Source organism: Polyangium jinanense (assembly GCF_028435365.1).
Map to the genome: position 1 here is coordinate 37,605 of NZ_JAGTJJ010000070.1, position 14,502 is coordinate 52,106.

Genomic DNA, 14,502 nt, shown 5'->3' on the forward strand with positions numbered 1-14,502 from the left:
GTCCCCTAAGGCTCGATCCCGTGGCGCCGGAGCAGCCGATACAGATACGTCCGATCCATCCCCGCCGCGCCCGCGGCCCGCGCGACCTTGCCATCGTGCAACCGCAAAAGCGCCGTGAAATACCGCCGCTCGAAATCGGCCATGGCCCGCTCCCGCTCCGACGCATACGGCGCCGTCGGGTCCACGACGAACCCCTCCTCCGTCGCGCCCGAGGGCTCGATGGCCGGCTCGATCGTGCGGAGAATCAAGCAACGCTCGACGTAATTGCGCAGCTCGCGCACGTTGCCGGGCCAGGCGCCATTGCGGAGCTGCGCCATGAACTCGGGCGTGCGGAGCTGCTCGGCCGCGCCCTCGGGCGCGCGCAAGGACGCGATGATTTCCTCGGCCAGCGCCGGGATGTCCTCGGGCCGCCGGCGCAGGGGCGGCATTCCGATCGTCACCACCGCCAGGCGAAAATACAGATCGGCGCGGAATCGGCCGACGTTCACGTCCGTCCGCAGATCGCGGTTCGTCGCGGCAATCACGCGCACGTCGACCGGCCGGTACGCATTCGACCCCACGCGGCGAACCTCCCGCGCCTCCAGTGCGCGGAGCAGTTTTGGTTGCAGGTCGACGGGCAGCTCGCCGACCTCGTCGAGGAACAACGTCCCGCCCGACGCCTCCTCGAATGCCCCGACCCGCCGCTCCATGGCCCCGGTGAACGCGCCTTTTTCGTGCCCGAAGAGCTCGCTTTCGAGCAGGTTTCCGTGGATGGCCCCGCAATCGACGATGACGAACGGCCCCTCGCTGCGTGCGCTCTTCTTGTGAATCGAGTGCGCCGCCTGGCTCTTGCCCGTGCCGGTCTCGCCTTCGAGCAGCACCGTCACGTCGCTCTCCGCCGCCCGCGCGAGCATGGCGAACGTCGCGCGCATGGCCGGCGAGACACCCGCGAGCGAGCCGAAGCGTGTCTCCTCCGAGACCGAGAGCCGGTTCGTCTCGGCGGCGAGCTCGAAGCGGATCACCGTCTTTCCAAGCCGGAGGAGGCTACCGACGCGCAGGAACGCTTCCAGGACCGCGACGCCGTCGAGCACGGTGCCGTTGCGGCTCTTGAGGTCGCGAACGCGCACGCCGCCCTCGTCGACCACGATCTCGCAGTGGAACCGGGAGACCGTGGGGTCGTCGACGATGAGGTCGTTGCGGTGGTGGGAGCCGACCGAGCAGCGGTCGCCCGTGGACTGCCAGCCGAGCCCGCGCGCCGGCCCTTCGACGACGGTGAGGCGGAAGCGGCGGACCGTGCCTCTCGTGGAGGCCTGGCCGTCGGCCTGCGTCAGCGTCGTGGAGGGAGCGGCGCCCTCGGGGATGTTCCGGTCGCTTTGCTCTTGCCCCGCGGCGCGGCCTCGGATCGACACGGCTCACGTTCCTACCACAGGCGAGGCGCGGCTCACACGACAAACGCGGGCACGGGAGCGGAAGGGGGGGACGGGGGCGGCGCAGGCTGCGCCGCCCCGACGATGGGAGCGGTCTTTCGGATCAGGAATCGTAGCCGTAATTGCCGTCGAGGACGAGCACCACGCCGCTCTGCGGGTAGTAGAGCACCACGCGCGCAATGTTGTCGGTGCAGTTGTGGCACGACACCTGCTCGCTGTAGGACCACGCCTCGATGTCGCCGCCGCCCGCGAAGGCGTCGATCGCGGCGAGCAGGAAGTCGTTTTGGCCCTGGGCTGCGTCGAGGTGACGAATGGCCGCATCGTTGAGCTTTCGCCAAACGCACCCAGCGGGGCCCGGAATGCAGGATCTCCCAGATATCGAAGCCGCCGTGACTGTCCGACTTCGGCCGGGAATGGATCGGCACCGCCGAGGATCCGTCGGACGCTGACCGGCTGCTCCTTCGCGGAGGAGGCTCGCCTGATGACCGATCGACAGCAGCCTTTCGGGCGCTTCGAGCGTGGGAAGCCCGGAGCCGCCTGCCGTTTGCGTCTCGTCCCACCGTTTGCCGACGAGCGCCGCTCGCTGTGGCGGGTAGGCCGGCAGAGCGGCCGAGCCACACGAGGAAAACAGGCGCTCGACCCATTCCTGAACGAATCGTGACGCATCGCATCTTGTCCACGTACCTGCGGGGGCGTAGGTTTATCGGCAGGGTGGCAGGGTGGACGTGTAGGACCAGCGCCCATCGAGGAGTGCAGATGAACACGCTCGCGACAAGCGCGCCGCGCGTGGCGCGTACGGCTTCGTTCGCCCTTCGGGCCGCGCAGCGCGTCAGCCGCGCGTTGCTCCTCGACCGTTCGTTCCGGTTCTGGGTCGACGAGTTCGCTCCGGTCGCCTCGCGTGCCGAGCTTCGCGCACGCGTCCTTTCGGTGGCCGACGTGACCCACGACGTGAAAACGTTCGTGCTCGCACCCCGGGTATGGCCCGGTCACCTGCCAGGGCAATGGGTACCGGTCGAAATCGAGGTGGACGGCATACGCCTCCGTCGTTGTTATTCGATCTCCTCCCCACCGAACGACCCCCACGTCGAGATCACCGTCAAGAGAGTCCCCGACGGCCGCGTCTCGAACTGGATGCATACGCATCTGCACGCAGGCGACTTCGTTCGCCTCGGCGCGCCCTCAGGCGACTTCGTCCTCCCCGAGGCGACGCCCGCGAAACTCCTCCTCCTGAGCGGCGGCAGCGGGGCTACACCGCTGATCGCGATCCTCCGCGACCTTGCCCATCGGCGCGCGCTAAAGGACGTGACTTATCTCCACGCCGCGCGTTCGCAACGAGACGTACTCTTCGCCCGCGATCTCGCGCGCCTTTCGGCGTTGTACCCCGGGCTCCGGGTGGTGCTCCACCTCGACGACGAATCGCCACGACTCGATGCCACACAGCTCTGGGTGTTGGTCCCCGACCTCGCCCACCGCGAGACGTTCCTTTGTGGTCCGACCGGCATGATGGACGCCGTCGCGCCCGCGTTCCTGGGTTTCGAAAGACGTTTGCATCACGAGCGATTCGTCGCGGCCAAACCTGCGGCAGCGGCGCCCGGCGCAGGTGCGCTGATTCATCTCGGTCGCTCGAAACGAACCATCACCACCACGGGCCGCGGGACACTGCTCGACGAACTGGAGCAGGCCGGTGAACGCCTCGAATACGGCTGCCGCATGGGCATCTGCAACACCTGCCGGTGCGCCAAGCGGAGCGGGGTGGTCGAAAACGTCCTGACCGGCGCGATCTCCAGCGAACCCGACGACGACATCCGCCTTTGCGTGTCCGTCGCCCGCTCCGATCTCACGCTCGCCCTCTGATCCGACAGGACCTCCGATGAACCGCATCCTCACCCCCCACGAAATCGACGCCTTCGGCCGCGAGCTCGATGCAATCCGCCAAGAAGTTCTCGACCAGCGCGGACAACGCGATGTCGATCACATTCGCAGCGTCGTGCGCACCATGCGTTACGCGGAGGCCGCCGGCCGGTTGCTCCTCCACGTCGGGATCGATCCCGTCACCTTCGCGCTCGGCAGCGGAGCACTCGGCCTGGCCAAGATCCTCGAGAACATGGAGGTCGGGCACAACGTGATGCACGGCCAGTACGATTGGACGCACGATCCCGAGCTCGACGGCGAAACCTATGATTGGGACATGGCCTGCGCCGCCCACCAGTGGCGCGAGTACCACAACTTCGAGCACCACACGTTCACCAACATCCTCGGTCGCGACCGCGACGTCGGCTACGGCTTTCTTCGGGTGACGTCGGAACAGCCGTGGAATCCGGCCCATATCATCCAGCCGTTCGTCGCGGTGGGGCTCGCATTCCTGTTCCAGTGGGGCATCGGGGCTCATGCGCTGCGCCTCGACGAGACCATCGCCGGCCGCCAGTCCGTCGCCGAGCTCTGGACCCGTGCGCGGCCATTCCTGGCCAAGGGCTCGCGACAACTGTTCAAGGACTACGTGTTCTTTCCGGCATTGGCGCTGGCGAATGCGCCACGGGTCGCGCTCGGAAACTTCATCGCCAATGGGATCCGCAACGTGTGGGCCTTCGCCATCATCTTCTGCGGGCACTTCCCGGAAGGGGTGCGCATGTACCACGAGCAGGAAATCCAGGACGAACCACGCGGTGCCTGGTACCTGCGCCAGATCCACGGGTCGGCCAACATCGAAGGAGGTCGCCTGTTCCACGTGTTGAGTGGCCACCTCAGCCACCAGATCGAACACCACCTGTTCCCCGATCTCCCCGCCTGCCGCTACCCGGAGATCGCGCCGCGTGTGCGCGCGATCTGCGAACGGTACGGGCAGAGCTACAACACCGGTAGCTTCCGGGCGCAGCTCACGAGCGTGGCCAGACAGATCCTCGAAAACGCACTCCCCTCGCGCGCGCGTCCGGCTCGAATACACTGACCCAATGGCGCTTCCACCCGTCCCGCACGAATTCGCGTCGAGCCTCCGGACCAGTCGGATCGAGGCCCTGAGCGATGCGGTCTTCGGCATCGTCATGACGATCCTCGTCCTCGAGATACCAGTACCGGAGATCGAGCATCCTACAGCCCAGGACATACCCCGCGCGCTGCTCCGCTTGTGGCCGATGTTCCTTGGCTATTTCGTCAGCTTCATCGTGCTGGGGATGTCCTGGGTGGCGCAGCACGAGCAATTTCATTTCGTCAAGCGCGCCGATCAAGCCCTCTTGTGGATGACCATGCTGTTCCTCATGCTCATCGCGACCGTCCCCTTCACCACGACGTTGCTCGGCCGGTACCTGGATCAGCAGGCGGTCGTGGTGCTCTACGGCGCACACCTCCTGGCCATCAGCCTCGTCCACCATGCGACGTGGCGTTACGCGACCAGGAACCGGCGGCTGGTCGATCCCCACATTGATCTCGAGGACGTCAAAATCCATCTACGCCGCTCGCTCGCCACACCGGTGATCTATCTGATCGCGATAGGGCTCTCGTTCATGAGCACCGTCCTCAGTGTTGTGGTCTATGCATTCGTGCCGCTCGTGTACGGCGTGTTGCCGAGCATCTACGCCAAGCGGGAGGGTTCTCGCCCTCGCAAGAGCTGATTCTTCCGAAGCAAGAGGCGAGGCGCGCTCGGCTGCGCCGTGCCAGGTCCTCGCGCCCCGAGGACCGCGTCGAAGGGTTGCGCTCGTCCCCTCGTCTACGTCGTAGCCGTCGTCGGGGTCTTTCCGACGCACCCGCCAGAGGCACGTGTGAGCCCAAACATGTGAACGTCCCAGGGCAAACGCGAGGCGACGAGCGACCAAGCCCCTGCACCTCTCAGGGGTCGATCGGTGGTCGTCACGTCCCCGAACGACGGCGCCGGTCGTAGTGCCCCGGCAGATACCGAGGGCTCTCGGTGATGTGGTGCGCGCCCGTCACCCCTGCGGCCGAAGGCGCGGCGCTTCCGACGGGCGGATAGGCTGCGGGGCGATCGGGGGGGCCGTCCGGAAACCGGTGCGCGGGGTCCTTCGGTCGGTCGGCGGGCTCCTTCGCTCGGGGGGTGGGGGCCCCTGCGTCGGGGTGGCCTCTGCGGAGGAAGGGCGGCGGGGCGGTTCGAGCGGGAGGCGCGCCGCGGGCGAAGAGGCACGGGGCGCTCGTGACCAGGAGGCGGCGCGCGTCGTGGCGAGCGTGGGGCGCTTCGCGAGGGCGGGGAGGTCGAGCGTGATCGCGCAGGGGTCCGGTGGGAGATCGGGCTTTTCGCGGCGCACGCCTTTCTTGCGCCGCGCAGGCGTTTGCCTGGAATGGGTGGGCTGTCCAGTCTTCGGGTATGCCGAGCGCGACAGCTACAAGCGGTCTTTCGGATCAGGAGTCGTAGCCGTAATTGCCGTCGAGGACGAGCACCACGCCGCTCTGCGGGTAGTAGAGCACCACGCGCGCAATGTTGTCGGTGCAGTTGTGGCACGACACCTGCTCGCTGTAGGACCACGCCTCGATGTCGCCGCCGCCCGCGAAGGCGTCGATCGCGGCGAGCAGGGCGCTGCCGCCGCTCGATCCGAAGAACGTGGTCGAAGCGAGGCCGGCGCGATCGGTGAACGTGCCGTATTCGGCGGCCGGCTGGTTCTGATCCGTGGAGGCGATCTCGTCGACGATGCTCGTGATCGTGACCGGCGCCTCCGGACACTCCGGCGTATCGTAGGCGGCGATGGGCTGGATGTTGCGCCAGTTGTAGCCGGTCGATCCCTGGTTCCACGCCGCGCGCGCGGGCTCGAGCGAGGAAGCATCAATCGCGGAGAGCGAGAGGGGCTCCTGGGCCACGTCGCACGCGTTCGCATAAACACAGCGCTGCACCTGGCGGTAGGTGCCACACGCCGCGAAGTCGGTCGTGCCCGCGGGCTGGCTGTGGTAGCAGCTATAAACCGCCGGCTCACACGGAGGCGTCGGCCATACGTTGTAGGGGTCGCCGGAGGTGAGGGCGAGGCCCGTCACGCGCGCGACGAGGCGCGCCGTCTTGTTCGCAATGGTGCCGTCGGGACGCGTCGCGCTGAAGGAGAAGGCCTGCGTGTGCGGATCGATGGCGTCGTGCAGATTCGCGTACGACCAGTCGAGGCGATAGCTATCCGCATCGACGGGGAAGACCGTCGGCGCGCCATCGGGCGCCGTGACGGTGAGCGGGTTTCCGAGCACGTTGACGCCACCGCGATAGACGATGTTATCGGTGCCGTTGACGACGTAGGAAGGCTTCACGGCCTCGTCGATCCAGAGGTCGCTTGCCCCGAGGAAATCGTAAAAACGCGCCGAGATCTCGACGCGAGCCGTGTACTGGTTGGGCGAGCCCGTGAAGGTGTTGATGGAGACGAAGAGCGGTAGGCCCGAAAGCAAGGTATTCAGCTCGTGGCCCTCGTGGATCACGACTTCGAGCCGGCGCTCGCTGATGATGTTGGCCTGCGCGAAAGCGTCATCGGGCACGAAGCTGAAGACGTTCTGCAGGTATCGGTTCGCGGTGCCGCGGAAGATGAGGGCGCGGACGCCGTCGCGCTCCTCGAAGGTGCCGAGCGTCTCGAAGGAGAAGTCGAGGTCTCCCTCCGAGGCATAGATCCGGGTCGCCGTGGCGGCGGAGGCGGCCGATTCTGTTTCCTCGGGGAGCGTAGAATCCTGCGCAGCGCAGGCGGGGACGGAAAGGGCAGCAAGGAGACCGATTGCAAGGAAGCGCGATTTGTTCACCATGGTATCTCCAGCGAGGGGTGGCGACCCTTTATTGCTCAGGAACGTCAGCCTGGCAAGGGCGCCGGGGATATTGACAAGTGTGTTACGGGTGTATGACAAGGCAGCCGTGCGCGAGATGCCTCTTTGCGCCACAGGCCACAGATGTCGTAATGACCTCGCGGACCGTCGTAGAGGGGATCGGCAATCGCCATATTAAAAGTACGCGCCTCACCCCCGGCCCCTCTCCCTCTGGGAGAGGGGTGACAGATGGCGTTTCTCCCCTCTCCCGGGAGGGAGCGGGGATGGGGGTGAGGGAATCGTTCTTCGACGAGCTTCGGTCCCAGGACACCAGCCACCTGGTCGATCGGCCTGCACTGAGCGATGCTCCCGGCCGTGCGCTCCCCTCCCCGACCCATCGCTTCCTCTTCCCTCTGCGCGGGCGCGACCGCGCTTGCCTTCGCGCTCCTCGCGCCGCACGCGGGGGCGGAGACCGAGTCGGTGCGCTTCGCTTGGGTGCGGGGGCAGGGCGCGGACGCATGCTCCAGCCAGCAGCAAATCGCCGACCTGGTAACGGCGCGGCTGGGGAGGAGCCCGTTCACAGCCGATGCCGAACGCTCCATCGAGGCCATCATCTCGCGCGCAGACCGCGGCTTCCGCGCCGAGATCTACGTGCGGGGCCGCGACGGGGCGCTCGCCGGCGTGCGCGATCTGACGAGCGAGGCGACCAACTGCGGCCCGATCGAGGCTGCGATCGTGCTTGCCGTCGCCCTCGTCATCGATCCCGATGCCGGCCTGCTCCCTCCGCCTCCGCCGCCGCCTCCGCCGCCGCCTCCGCCGCCGCCTCCGCCTCCGCCGCCGCCTCCGCCGCCGCCCCCGCCTCCGCCTCCGCTGCCCTCTGCCACACCGCCCGTCCCCGCCCCCGCGCCCACGCCGCCGGAGGCGCTCGGGGCCTCGGGGATCGCCCTGCGGGGCGGGATCGGCCTCGGCCTGTTGCCGAAGGCGGCGCCGGGCGTCGGGCTTTCAGGCCACGTGGCCGTCGCGCCGCGCGTGCAGCTCACCGGCGAGATGTTGTGGCTGCCGGAGGCGCGGACGGAAGACGGGCACTTCGGCTTCGGGCTGTCGACGCTCGCGCTCGGGGCGTGCGTCGACGTGGCGCGGACCAGCGCGGCGGATCTGGCCGCTTGTGGGTCGTTCTGGGCGGGGGCGCTGCACGCCGTCGTCTACGACCTCGAGCCGGCCGAGCCCGGGGACTGGTTCTGGGCGGCCGCGGCGATCACGCCGCGGCTTCGCGTGCGTCTCGCACCGCGCCTGCACGCGGAGATGGGCGTGCACGTGATCGTGCCGATCACACAGCGCCCGTTCGAGGTGAACGGGTGGACGCAGCCCATCTTCGAGCAAGCGCCGGTGACCGGGCTGCCCTTCGTGGGATTGGGGGCGAATTTTCCGTGAAGGTCCGGCGCACCTCCGCGCATTCACGGCCAGCCGCGTGATCTTCGCCGCCCTCGCCCCCCGCACCGCCACCGCGCCCTCCTCCGCCACGAACGAGCTCGACGTGCTCGCCGTGCACGAGGCGCAGGCCGACTTCGTGTGGCGCTCGCTCCAGCGGCTCGGCATCCGGCCGGCCGATCTGGAGGACGTCTTCCAGGAGGTGTTCGTCGTCGTGCACAAACGCCTGCACACCTTCGACGGGAGCTCGGCCCTGACGACGTGGCTCTTCGGCGTGTGCCTGCGGGTCGCAGCGGCGCACCGGCGGCGCGCGTGGTTCCGCCGCGAGGTGCCGACCGACAACGTCGCGGCGACCTTCGAGGCGCCCACGGGTGAGTCCCCCGACGCCGCCCTGGAGGCGCGCCGCGCGCGGGCGGCGCTCGACCGCGTGCTCGACGAGATGGATCTCGACAAGCGCGCGGTCTTCGTGATGTTCGAGCTGGACGAGCTGCCATCGGAGGAGATCGCGGCGATCCTCGGCGTCCCCGTCGGCACGGTGTGGTCGCGGCTCAGCGCCGCGCGCAAGCAGTTCCAGAAGATCGTGGCGCGCCACAAGGCGCGCGGAGGGAGCCTCGAATGAGCGAGCCGACCCGCCTTCGCGATGACGGTCCCGACGACGTGCGCGCGCTTCTCCGCGCCGGATCGAAGGCACGCCCGATGACGAAGGCCGAGCGCGCCCGCACCAGCGCGCGCCTCGGGCGGTACGCCGCCGCCGCCGTCGTGGCGGGAGGAATCTCATGGCTGCCGGCCGCCGCGCTCTGCGCCGGCCTCGGCGCCGGGACCGCGCTCGTCGCCTGGGGCGTGCATGCCCTCATTGCGCCCGCGCCGCCCCCATCCGCGCCGCCGCCCTCGCCTCCCGCCGCGCTCACCGTGGCGCAGCCCCCGCCTCCAGCCGCGCCGCCCGCGCCGTCGCCGTCCTCCACGGCCACCCCGCCCCCGCCTGCGCCGCGCGCCCCAATCTCCGCCGCGCCCGCGCCGTCGCTCAGTGCATCCGCCGAAGCCCCCGCGCCCGATCCGCTGGCCGAGGAGGCCGCCCTGCTCGAGCGCGCCCGCGCCGCACTCAACACAAGCCCCGCCGAGGCACTCTCCCTCGCCGAGGCGCACGCCGCCCGCTTCCCCACCGGCAAGCTCGGAATGGAGCGCGAAATCGTGATCATCGACGCGCTCCGTCGTCTCGGCCGCACCGACGAGGCCCGCACCCGCGGCGAGGCCCTCCTCAGCCGAGCACGCGGGAGCCTATACGAGGAGCGCGTGCGCAAGCGCCTCGAAGGGGCGCGGTGAGGGGCTCGAAAAAAAGATTCTCCCTGTCGATTCTCCGAAGGTCCCGCCTCCCCCCCCGCATTCACGTCGCAAGGAGGCCCAACATGATGCTTCGTCTTGCTTCATTCTCATTCATCGCCCTCGCCACCACGCTCGCAATCGCCGCCTGCACGCCCGCCACAATCGCCAACGGAGGCAGCGGAGGTAGCGGCGGCACCGGCAGCACCGGCAGCACCGGCAGCACCGGCAGCACCGGCAGCGCGGGTGGTACCGCCGGCGCAGGCGGCGCGGGTGGTACCGCCGGCGCAGGCGGCGCAGGCGGCGGCAACGCCTGCACCGACGCCGGCGGCATCTGCACCGAGAGCGCGCCCGGCGCCTGCCTCAACGGCAAGTGGCTCGACGCCAACACCTACCCGTGCGGCTCGGGAATCGGCGTCGGCTGCTGCGTGCAGATCGACCCGCTCCCGGAGCAGTGCAACACCGACGAGGAATGCGGCTGCGGCAGCGTCTGCATCAACACCGAGTGCCACTCCGCCGGCGGTCTCCCGCCAAACTGCACAGTCGACGCAGATTGCGGCCAGCCCTGTCTCGGCTACGTCTGCATCGCGGGGATGTGCGAGAAGCCCATGTAGTCGAAGGCGGGTCGCTGGGGCTTTGCCCCAGACCCCACCGGGGCTATCCGCCCCTGGACCCGGGGCCTGCGCAAGCGCTGGACCCGGGGTCGATGAACTGCGCGATGCGCAGTTCATCGAACAGGCCGAATCAAGACCGCAAGCGGTCCTGCCAAGAGCAACGGGGTGGTTCCCCCGGGACGAACCAATTCAACTTTTATCGTTGAGTTCGTCCCCGATTCGTGGGACAAAACAAGCGACGCTGGTCGGTGCTGCAACACCGACCAGCGTCTCACCCACAACCCCGACGCCACGGAGCCATGAGCTAATGCTCACCCTACTCCTCCATCCTCCGCCGGCAAACTTTTCGGCATCGCACGCCTTGCTCGGCCGCCTCTACCTCGAACACCGCGCTTTCCTGCGCCGCCTTCTTCTCGTCCAGGCCATCCCTCTCAGCGACGTGGACGATGTCCTGCAAGACGTCTTCATCACGGTATGGCACGGTCGCCTGCGTCTCGCCCGAAAGCGTTTGCAGATGCTCGCGCCCGCGTAAGTCCCGCCTCCGCTCCCGCTTCCGCTACCAAACCCGCTCCCGTATACGTATCCGTTCCTGCGCCCGCCTCGCTCCCAGTTCGCGCGGCACCATCCTACGAGCCCGTGACGAGCCGCGTTCCATCCCGGTTCAGGCCGCCACGACGTCGGGGCTGACACGTCAGCGGTCCCGTCGACGTCACCCGCGCGCAATTGACGCGCCAGCCGCCCTTCGCAGCCAAACCCGCTCGAGCTTTTACCCCCCATTCCCACCGCCCGAGCGTTGGCCCGGTTCCTGCAAATGCTGCCTCCGACACCGGAGGCATACGATGAATCCTGCGCATACCTTGGGCAAAGCGATGATGACGACGGGCCGATGGACGGCAGCGGGGCTCTGCTTGGCCTGCCTCGCGCCGGCGATGCTGGGTTGCGGGCCCGTGGACGAGATGGTCGTCGAGGAATGGGAAGAGATCGAGGTACGCGGCGGCTCCGACGTGGTGAGCGAAGAGGAGAACGTCGCCGAGGCGACGGAGGCGCTCACCTCGGTGGGTTTCTCGACGTTCGTCGGAGGAACAGGAGGCATCTCGGGCGGCATACCGGCGGTGGACCCGGCGGGGAACGTGTACGTGGCGGGCACGGCGTCGATCATCAATAGCAGCAACCTTGATATCTTCGTCGCCAAATACAGCCCCAGCGGCGCGCTCTTGTGGACGGCGACATTCGGCGCCTCCTACAATGAGAGTGTCCGGGATATCGCGGTGGACAACGCGGGATGCGTGTACGTGCTCGCGAAGACCTATGCGCACCCGTCGCAGACGATCATCGTCGCGAAGCTCAACGCCGCGGGCAACGCGCTCGCCTACTACAGCCGGTTTGGCGGCAGCGGAGAAGACCGGCCGTACGGAATCGCCGTGGATCCCGCTGGAAATGCTTACGTGGCAGGTAGTACGCTTTCGGCCGATTTCCCTGTGACGCCCGGGGCAATACAGCAAACGCTCCGCGGGGACATGGATGCATTCGTCACGAAGCTGAATGCGGCGGGCTCGAGCCTCGTGTACTCGACCTACCTCGGAGGTAGCGGCTCCGACGACGGCATGGACATCGCCGTCGATGCGGCCGGTTATGCATACGTCGCCGGGGCCACGTACCCTCCGCCGAATGGCGTCGGGCTCCCCTTCCCGACGACACCCGGCGCATATCAAAGGACCTACGGTGACCCCACGTTTGGCGGGGATGTTTTCGTCACCGAGCTGATTCCCAGCGGTTCGGCGTTTTATTACTCGACCATGATCGGAGGCAGCGGCTCCGACGTCGGGTACAGAATCGGGGTGGACAGCGCTTACAACGCATACGTGGTTGGGATTTCGGACTCCACCCATTTCCCCACGACGCCGGGCGCGTTCCGCGGGGTCAAGAAGGGGCTTGCCGATGAATTCGACGTATTCGTGACGAAGGTCAACGAGCCTGGCAGCGCTATTTCGTACTCCACCTGGGTGGGGAGCGGCCCGGGCCGCGAGATTCCCTTCATCGCCGTGAGCAGCAGCGGAAAGGCGTACGTCTCGGGTATGACGACCTCGTCTAGCCTCCCCGTGACGGCGAACGCGCTTCAGAAGACGTACCGCGGCGGCTCCGCCGACGGATTCTTGATGGAGCTGAATGTCTGGGGATCGGCGGCGGCGTACTCGACGTATTTGGGCGGGAGCGGCCACGATTCTCTGTACGGCGTCGCCGTCGATAAGTATGGAAACGCCGTCGTGGCTGGTTGGACGGATTCCGCGAATTTCCCCGTCTATAACGCCGCGCAGCCGACCCCGCCCGGCGCCCCCTGGGGCGGCTTTCTCACGAAGTTCCTAGGCCCCTGACGCTCCAACGAGCAGCCGTTCGGCGAGTTTCCGCAACAGCGGTACACAATCAGATCCCGATTACCGTTTCCGCGACCGCCACCGCTGCCGCTTTGCATCGAGGAATGTTGATCCGTGGGAGCTTACGCCTTCATAGGATGAAACGATCGATTTCCGCTGCCGTAAAGGGTTCGCCCGTAAAAGGGTTGAGCCCTGGAGGCGGCAGCGGCGGGATCTCGGGCGAACCGGGCCACGTGATGCCCACCTTTTGAAGCTTGCGTTGCGCGTGAAGCAATTGCTTCGGATCGGGCGGCTTGGGAAGCAGCGTCGCGAGCTCGTCCGTCGTCAGCTCCGTAGGGCCAACCAGAGCGCGGGCGGTCACTGCGTCCACAATCGCGTGGATGGAGGCGGCGTTCGTTCGGTTGTACTCCGCCACATCGGCGTGATGAACGGGCAGCAGCCGACCACCTCGGAGCAAGCCCCACGCGGCCAGCCGGTCGGCGCCACAGAGCGTCGGGTCGTCGAACAGCGTGCCGGCGACGCGATCGCCGTAGAGCCAGAAGCCGACCCCTGCCAGCTTCTCCCCCTGATTTCCCTCTCCGAGCATGCGGACGGCCATCACGAGGGCCGGCAAAAGCTCGGCGGGGAGCCCCGGCACGGCCCCGCGCACATCGTCCGGGCCACCGGTCACCGCGTCTTCTGACAGGCCGAAGTGCTCGATCGGCCCGAACCCCAGCTCGTACGCAAGGCCAACGACGCCCGCCTCGGTCCAGGCCACGACGTCGTTGTCTCCTTCTCCATTGGCGTTGTCGAAGGCGCCTCGCCCGAGGTCGCCCAGCCAACGCGGATAGAAGGAGGCGGTGGCGAACGAGGGGTATTGGAGCGGGTAGCCTGCGAGGACGGCTTCGACGTAAGCGCGTAACGCGGCGCGGACGATAGCGTCGCGTTCGAACACGAGGTGTCCGAAACGATGGTTCCGCTCGACGTAGCCCATCATCGACCGGTTCCACACCTTCCCCCTTGACATCTCCCCTACCTTTGTAGCATGGTGCCCGCCCATACGCCTTTACACACATAAAGGGGGCATTTCCCATGGGAGAAGTCATCTCCGCGACGGCGGCCATCGAGCGCATCGACGAGGACGTCCATTCTGCATACGAGACCGCCATTGGGCGCGGGGGCGAGGTCGCCGAGACGGCTGTCGCCCGGCTCCAGCCGGGCGTCACGGCGCTCGACAACGCGAAGGCGATCCATGAGGCCGCGAAAAAGGCAGAGTCCCTCGCGTGGGCCACCGTGGCCGGCATTGATCACGACGCGGATGGCCTCATTGGCAGCGTCCGCGACGAGATGTGGAATGCCCTCGGCCGGCCCCAGCAGAGCACGCACATGGACGGCGTCTATCCCGAGGGCATCGGCACGTATACCGCGGGCGACCCGCTCGGGCAGCCCTTGCTCATGGAGGTCCTAAGGACCCGCATCCTCGCCGCCAACGCGCCGCAATGGCCCGAGAACAAGCGCAATGCCTGGGCCTCAGCCATCGAGGCGAAGGGCGAGGCGTACGACGTCGCCGTGAAAGCGTATCGACCCTTCGAGGCGGCCCGCGTCGTCGCCGAGGCCGGGTATCGCGCCGCCGTGCGTGGCGCGCACACGCGCCTCAAGAACTTCAAGCGCGACCTGAAGAAC

13 protein-coding genes are annotated in these 14,502 nt (G+C 67.8%); 10 read left to right on the forward strand and 3 right to left on the reverse strand.

The genetic code is table 11. The features are described 5' to 3' along the window. Nucleotides 1-5 precede the first annotated feature (5 nt). Nucleotides 6-1,388: a sigma 54-interacting transcriptional regulator gene (locus KEG57_RS48210; RefSeq protein ID WP_308215667.1), complete on the reverse strand. Its 1,383-nt coding sequence runs from the start codon at nt 1,386-1,388 to the stop codon at nt 6-8. A 774-nt stretch (nt 1,389-2,162) separates the two neighbouring features. Here KEG57_RS48210 and KEG57_RS48215 point away from each other — a divergent pair. Genes KEG57_RS48215 through KEG57_RS48225 form a run of 3 tightly spaced genes read left to right on the forward strand, consistent with a single transcriptional unit; the run spans nt 2,163 to nt 5,011 of the window. Next, nucleotides 2,163-3,260, forward strand: a complete 1,098-nt coding sequence (locus tag KEG57_RS48215; RefSeq protein WP_272427792.1) for a ferredoxin reductase — start codon at nt 2,163-2,165, stop codon at nt 3,258-3,260. Between the two features lie 16 nt (nt 3,261-3,276). Then, nucleotides 3,277-4,350, forward strand: a complete 1,074-nt coding sequence (locus KEG57_RS48220) for a fatty acid desaturase family protein (RefSeq protein ID WP_272427791.1) — start codon at nt 3,277-3,279, stop codon at nt 4,348-4,350. A gap of 4 nt (nt 4,351-4,354) precedes the next feature. Continuing rightward, nucleotides 4,355-5,011 carry a TMEM175 family protein gene (locus KEG57_RS48225; RefSeq protein WP_272427790.1) on the forward strand — a complete coding sequence of 219 codons (657 nt, stop codon included), beginning with the start codon at nt 4,355-4,357 and terminating at the stop codon, nt 5,009-5,011. 739 nt (nt 5,012-5,750) lie between these two features. On the opposite strand, the gene KEG57_RS48230 is transcribed toward KEG57_RS48225, so the two are convergent. Next, nucleotides 5,751-7,112 carry a hypothetical protein gene (locus tag KEG57_RS48230; RefSeq protein ID WP_272427789.1) on the reverse strand — a complete coding sequence of 454 codons (1,362 nt, stop codon included), beginning with the start codon at nt 7,110-7,112 and terminating at the stop codon, nt 5,751-5,753. Between the two features lie 372 nt (nt 7,113-7,484). Between KEG57_RS48230 and KEG57_RS48235 the strand changes: the two genes are divergently transcribed. The 6 genes from KEG57_RS48235 to KEG57_RS48260 all read left to right on the forward strand — a co-directional run bounded on the left by KEG57_RS48235 (nt 7,485) and on the right by KEG57_RS48260 (nt 12,840). Next, nucleotides 7,485-8,540: a hypothetical protein gene (locus tag KEG57_RS48235; RefSeq protein ID WP_272459773.1), complete on the forward strand. Its 1,056-nt coding sequence runs from the start codon at nt 7,485-7,487 to the stop codon at nt 8,538-8,540. Nucleotides 8,541-8,577: 37 nt separating this feature from the next. After that, complete coding sequence (locus tag KEG57_RS48240; RefSeq protein ID WP_272427787.1) at nt 8,578-9,156, forward strand: RNA polymerase sigma factor; 579 nt, start codon at nt 8,578-8,580, stop codon at nt 9,154-9,156. After that, a complete protein-coding gene (locus KEG57_RS48245) occupies nt 9,153-9,857 on the forward strand; it encodes a hypothetical protein (protein WP_272427786.1) in 705 nt (234 codons plus the stop codon). The genes KEG57_RS48240 and KEG57_RS48245 overlap by 4 nt, the downstream gene beginning before the upstream one ends. 83 nt (nt 9,858-9,940) lie before the next feature. Continuing rightward, entirely contained in the window at nt 9,941-10,468 is a 528-nt protein-coding gene (locus KEG57_RS48250; protein WP_272427785.1) for a hypothetical protein, read from the forward strand. Between the two features lie 307 nt (nt 10,469-10,775). Continuing rightward, nucleotides 10,776-11,000: an RNA polymerase sigma factor gene (locus KEG57_RS48255; protein WP_272459774.1), complete on the forward strand. Its 225-nt coding sequence runs from the start codon at nt 10,776-10,778 to the stop codon at nt 10,998-11,000. A gap of 307 nt (nt 11,001-11,307) precedes the next feature. Next, nucleotides 11,308-12,840, forward strand: a complete 1,533-nt coding sequence (locus tag KEG57_RS48260) for an SBBP repeat-containing protein (protein ID WP_272459775.1) — start codon at nt 11,308-11,310, stop codon at nt 12,838-12,840. 130 nt (nt 12,841-12,970) lie between these two features. On the opposite strand, the gene KEG57_RS48265 is transcribed toward KEG57_RS48260, so the two are convergent. Beyond that, complete coding sequence (locus tag KEG57_RS48265; RefSeq protein ID WP_272459776.1) at nt 12,971-13,774, reverse strand: hypothetical protein; 804 nt, start codon at nt 13,772-13,774, stop codon at nt 12,971-12,973. Between the two features lie 137 nt (nt 13,775-13,911). On the opposite strand from KEG57_RS48265, the gene KEG57_RS48270 reads away from it, so the two are divergent. Further along, a partial coding sequence (locus KEG57_RS48270) for a hypothetical protein (protein WP_272427781.1) occupies nt 13,912-14,502 on the forward strand: 591 nt, incomplete at its 3' end.

What these genes read in the sequence shown, in the direction of transcription:
- KEG57_RS48215 (WP_272427792.1), top strand. Translation starts at nt 2,163, where the DNA reads ATGAACACGCTCGCGACAAGCGCGCCGCGCGTGGCGCGTACGGCTTCG.
- KEG57_RS48220 (WP_272427791.1), top strand. Translation starts at nt 3,277, where the DNA reads ATGAACCGCATCCTCACCCCCCACGAAATCGACGCCTTCGGCCGCGAG.
- KEG57_RS48225 (WP_272427790.1), top strand. Translation starts at nt 4,355, where the DNA reads ATGGCGCTTCCACCCGTCCCGCACGAATTCGCGTCGAGCCTCCGGACC.
- KEG57_RS48230 (WP_272427789.1), bottom strand. Translation starts at nt 7,112, where the DNA reads ATGGTGAACAAATCGCGCTTCCTTGCAATCGGTCTCCTTGCTGCCCTT.
- KEG57_RS48245 (WP_272427786.1), top strand. Translation starts at nt 9,153, where the DNA reads ATGAGCGAGCCGACCCGCCTTCGCGATGACGGTCCCGACGACGTGCGC.
- KEG57_RS48250 (WP_272427785.1), top strand. Translation starts at nt 9,941, where the DNA reads ATGATGCTTCGTCTTGCTTCATTCTCATTCATCGCCCTCGCCACCACG.
- KEG57_RS48255 (WP_272459774.1), top strand. Translation starts at nt 10,776, where the DNA reads ATGCTCACCCTACTCCTCCATCCTCCGCCGGCAAACTTTTCGGCATCG.
- KEG57_RS48260 (WP_272459775.1), top strand. Translation starts at nt 11,308, where the DNA reads ATGAATCCTGCGCATACCTTGGGCAAAGCGATGATGACGACGGGCCGA.